The following is a 4,248-nucleotide window of genomic DNA, read 5'->3' on the forward strand; positions in this document are numbered from 1 at the left end:
GCAGCGTCCGGTAGTCCGTCCCGGTGCCGTCGGCGGCGACCACCGCGGTCTGCTCGGGCCGTCCTGCCGCGGTCGCGGCGATGGTGGCCAGCGGGTGCTCGGGTTCCCGGACGGCCGGGGGGCCGCACTCCAGGGCGGTGTCGGCCTCGGTGGCGGACACGGCGGTGAGTTCGACGAGGGGGCGCTCCGGGTCGGTGACCGCGGCGGTGAGCAGCCGCTCGAAGGCGCCGAGCAGCCGGTCGACGGTGGCCCGGTCGAAGAGGGTCTCGGCGTACTCGACGTGGCAGCGGATGCCGTCGGGCAGGCTGGTCAGGAAGAGCGTCAGGTCGAAGGCGGCGCGGTCCGCGACGTGGTCCAGCGGACGGGCCGTCACTCCGGGCAGGTCCAGTTCGAAGACCATGTGGTTCTCGAACTCGACCATGACCTGGAACAGCGGGTTGCGGCTGGTGTCGCGCTGCGGGTTCAGCTCCTGCACCAGCACCTCGAAGGGCAGCTGCTGGTGCTCGTAGGCGTCCAGCGAGGTGGAGCGGACCCGGCCGAGCGCCTCGGCGAAGGCCGGCTCGCCGGAGAGGTCCAGGCGCAGCGCCAGGGTGTTGACGAAGAACCCGACCAGGTCCTCGGTGCCGTCGGCCCGGTTGGCCACCGGGGTGCCCAGCACGATCTCGTCCTGTCCGGCGTACCGCTGCAGGACGCCGGCGAAGCCGGTCAGCAGCACCATGAACAGGGTGGAGCGCTTGGACCGGGCCAACTCCCTCAGGCCGTCCGCGAGTTCGGCGGGCAGGTGGTGGACGAAGGAGCGGCCGCGGCCGTCCGGCACCGCCGGGCGCGGCCGGTCGGTGGGCAGGGACAGCACCGGCAGGTCACCGCCCCCGAACACCTTGCGCCAGTGGGCGAGGCTCTCCTCGTACTCGCCGGCGGCCACCCGGGCCCGCTCGCGGACGGCCTCGGTGGCCGGGCCGGTGGTGAGCACCGGGAGCCGGGCGGCCCGGTTCTCCCGGGCGGCCAGGTAGAGCTCGCCCAGCTCGCGGGTGATCACCACGGTGGACAGGGTGTCGATCACGATGTGGTGCATCGAGAGGACCAGGACGTGCCGGTCGGCGTCCTGCTCCAGCAGCAGGGCCCGGAACAGCGGGCCCTCGGCGAGGTCGAAGCGGTGGGCGCCCTCGGCGGCGACCAGGTCGGCCACCGGGTCCGGGCTGCCGCCGTCGGCCGTGATCCGCTGCAGCACCGGGCCGGCGGGCGGCGCCAGCACCTGCTGGAACGGTTCGCCGTCCTGCTCCCGGAAGACGGTGCGCAGCGCGACGTGGCGTTCGACCAGCCGGCGCAGCGCGGTGTCCAGGGCCTGCGGGTCGAGCGGGCCGTCCAGGGCGATCGCCTTGACCTCGTTGTACTGCCCGCCGTCGGGCAGCATCCGGTGCAGGAACCACATCCGCTGCTGGGCGTAGGACAGCGGCGCGCCGCGCAGGGTGTCCCGGCGCAGGACGTCGAGCTGGGGCAGGCCGGCCGCCACCAGGTCGGGGGAGAGCCCGAAGTCCACGAAGGCGGCGATCTCGTCGGCGCCGGCCGCCCGCAGCTCGGACAGCACCCCCTGGACGCTCTCCGGGGTGCCGATCAGCGCGCGGGAGGCGCAGTAGCGCTCGTACGCGCGCTCCAGCACGTACTCCAGGTCGTCATCGCGGGCGCTCTCGTAGTCCAGGGTCAGGCCCAGGCTGTTGGCCATCTGCCCGAACAGCGAGAGCGAGGAGCGCAGGTAGTTGCAGAACGGCCGGTAGGCCTGCTCGCGGGCGGTGGCCAGGTCGGTGCCCAGGTAGGTGTGCACCAGCACGACCACCCGGCCGGCCTCCGGGTCGAGCCCGTGCTCGGCCCGGGTGCGCCGGTAGACCTCGATGTTCTCGGCCAGCTGGGAGATGTCCTGGGTCATCAGGTTGGTGATGACGCCGAGGTCGTGCCGGGCGGCCTCGCGGAAGCTGTCCGGGTTGCCGACGATCGCGGTGAACATGGGCGGCAGGTCCTGCAGCGGGCGCGGGTGCAGGGTCACCTCGATCGGCTCACCGTTGCCGTTGCGGCCCTGGTACGGCTCGCCGCGCCACAGCGCCCGGACGGTGTCGATCTGCCGGTGCATCAGCTCCTTGTGGCTGCCGTAGTTCTCGGGGAAGAACAGGAAGTCGTTGGGGTGCCAGCCGCTGGCGCAGCCCAGGCCGACCCGGCCGCCGGACAGGTTGTCGACCACCGACCACTCCTCGGCCACCCGCACCGGGTGGTGCAGCGGCAGCACGGCGCAGCCCGCGTTCAGCCGGATCCGGCTGGTCTCCCGGGCCAGGGCGGCGGCCAGCACCGAGGGGTTGGGGAAGATGCCGCCGAAGGAGTGGAAGTGGCGCTCCGGCAGCCAGACCGAGTGGAAGTCGTGCCGGTCGGCGAAGCGGGCGCTCTCCAGGACGATGCGGTACTTCTCGTCCTCCGGGGAGTCCAGCGGGTAGTCGCCGAAGAAGTAGAGGCTGAAGTCCACCGGCCGCTGCGGGTCGCTGACCGGCCGGTACGCGATCGGCTCCGCCTGGCTGCGCACGGTCTCGGCGGGGACGGCGAGTTCGGCGGCCGGCCGGGGGGCCGGCAGGCGGACGCCGGGCGAGGCCGGGAAGAAGCCGCCGCGCCGCAGGTCGCGCAGCGACTCGCGGACCGAGTCGATCACGAACTCCAGGTCGCCGTCGGTGTGGGCGGTGGAGAGGAAGAAGTTGCGCCACTCCCACACGTAGACCCCGCGGGTCAGCAGGTGCGGGAAGAGCAGCTCCATGTCGGCCCGGGGCTCGAAGCGGAAGAGCGAGCCGAAGTGGGCCAGGCGCAGCGGGAACTCCTCCTCCTCGAAGAAGCCGTTCAGGGTGGCCGCCAGCTCGTCGGTGCGGGCGTTCAGCCGCTCCTGGAGGCCGGGGCCGGCCGCCTTGAGGTGGCGCAGCACCGCTCCCGCGGCGGTCATCGCCAGCGGGTGCTGGATGTAGGTGCCGCCGAAGAAGGTGGTGTCCTTGGGCGGGTAGCTGTCGTCCCCGTAGTCCCAGTGGCCGCCGTCGATCCCGTCCATGATGTCGGCCCGCCCGGCGATCGCGCCGATCGGGTAGCCGCCGCCCAGCACCTTGCCGTAGGTGGACATGTCGGGGGTGACGCCCCAGAAGCCCTCGGCGCCGCGCAGGTGGGGCCGGAAGCCGGTGAGCATCTGGTCGAAGACCAGCACGATGCCGAGCCGGGTGGTCAGTTCGCGCAGCGAGCGGACGAAGTCGGCGGGCTGGCGGCCGGGGTGGCGGCTCTGCACCGGCTCGACCAGGACGGCGGCGATCCGGTCGCCGTGCTCCTCGATGACCTTGAGGCTCTCCGGGTCGCCGTACCGCAGCACCAGCAGGTCGGCGACCGCGCTGCCGGGGATGCCGATGGACACCGGGACGGTCTCCCGGTCGGCGCCGCGGCCCAGCGTCCGGCCCAGGGTCTGGTCGGAGTGGCCGTGGTAGGAGCCCTCGAACATGACGATCTTGTCCCGGCCGGTGTGCGCGCGGGCCAGCCGGATCGCCCCGGCGTTCGCCTCGGTGCCGGAGTTGGCGAAGGCGACCCTCTCGGTGCCGGTCAGCTCGGCCAGCAACTCGGCGGCCTCGCCGGTCTCCGGACCGCGCGGGCCCAGCCGCAGGCCCGAGGACAGGTGCTCGCGGACGGCCTCGGAGACGAACTCCGGGTCGTGGCCGAAGAGCAGGACGCCGAAGCCCATGGTGATGTCGACATACGCGTTGCCGTCGACGTCCTCCAGCCGGGAGCCCCGGGCCCGCCGGGCGGCGAGCGGGTAGAGCATCTCCTTGGTGCCGGAGCGGAAGCCGACCACGGCACGGCTGTCCGCCAGGGTGCGGCGGTGACGGCGGGTGATCGCCTTGGAGGCGGTGGTGCGGGCGGTGAAGCGGGCGACCAGCTCGTCCACGTGGGCGCGCTGCTGGTCGGTCAGGCCGCCGGAGGCCATGCCGGACTCGCGGGAGACGGTCACCCGGGGGCCGTGCACCTGCGGGGCGGGCGCCTCGGCGGCGGGAGCGGCGGGTGCCTCGGCGGCGGGCGCGGGGGCGGCGGCGGGCGTCGGGACCGGGGCGGTGACGGGTACGGCCGCCGCCGGAGGCAGGGCCGCGGGCACGGGCTCCGCGGGGAGCGCGGGCGCGGCCCCGCCGGCCAGCAGGACGAGCTGGTCGACCATCAGGTCGGAGAACTGGGCGAGGAGCGCGAGCTGGCGCT

At 73.8% G+C, this 4,248-nt stretch carries 1 protein-coding gene; it reads right to left on the reverse strand.

From position 1 onward, the window contains the following. Window positions 1–4,248, reverse strand: a 4,248-nt coding sequence (locus ACFWJ4_RS40960) for a MupA/Atu3671 family FMN-dependent luciferase-like monooxygenase (protein ID WP_380554385.1), incomplete at both ends; no start/stop codon positions are given.

The sequence above is a fragment of the Kitasatospora sp. NPDC127067 genome (genome assembly GCF_042724755.1).
Lineage (GTDB): Bacteria > Actinomycetota > Actinomycetes > Streptomycetales > Streptomycetaceae > Kitasatospora > Kitasatospora lactacystinica.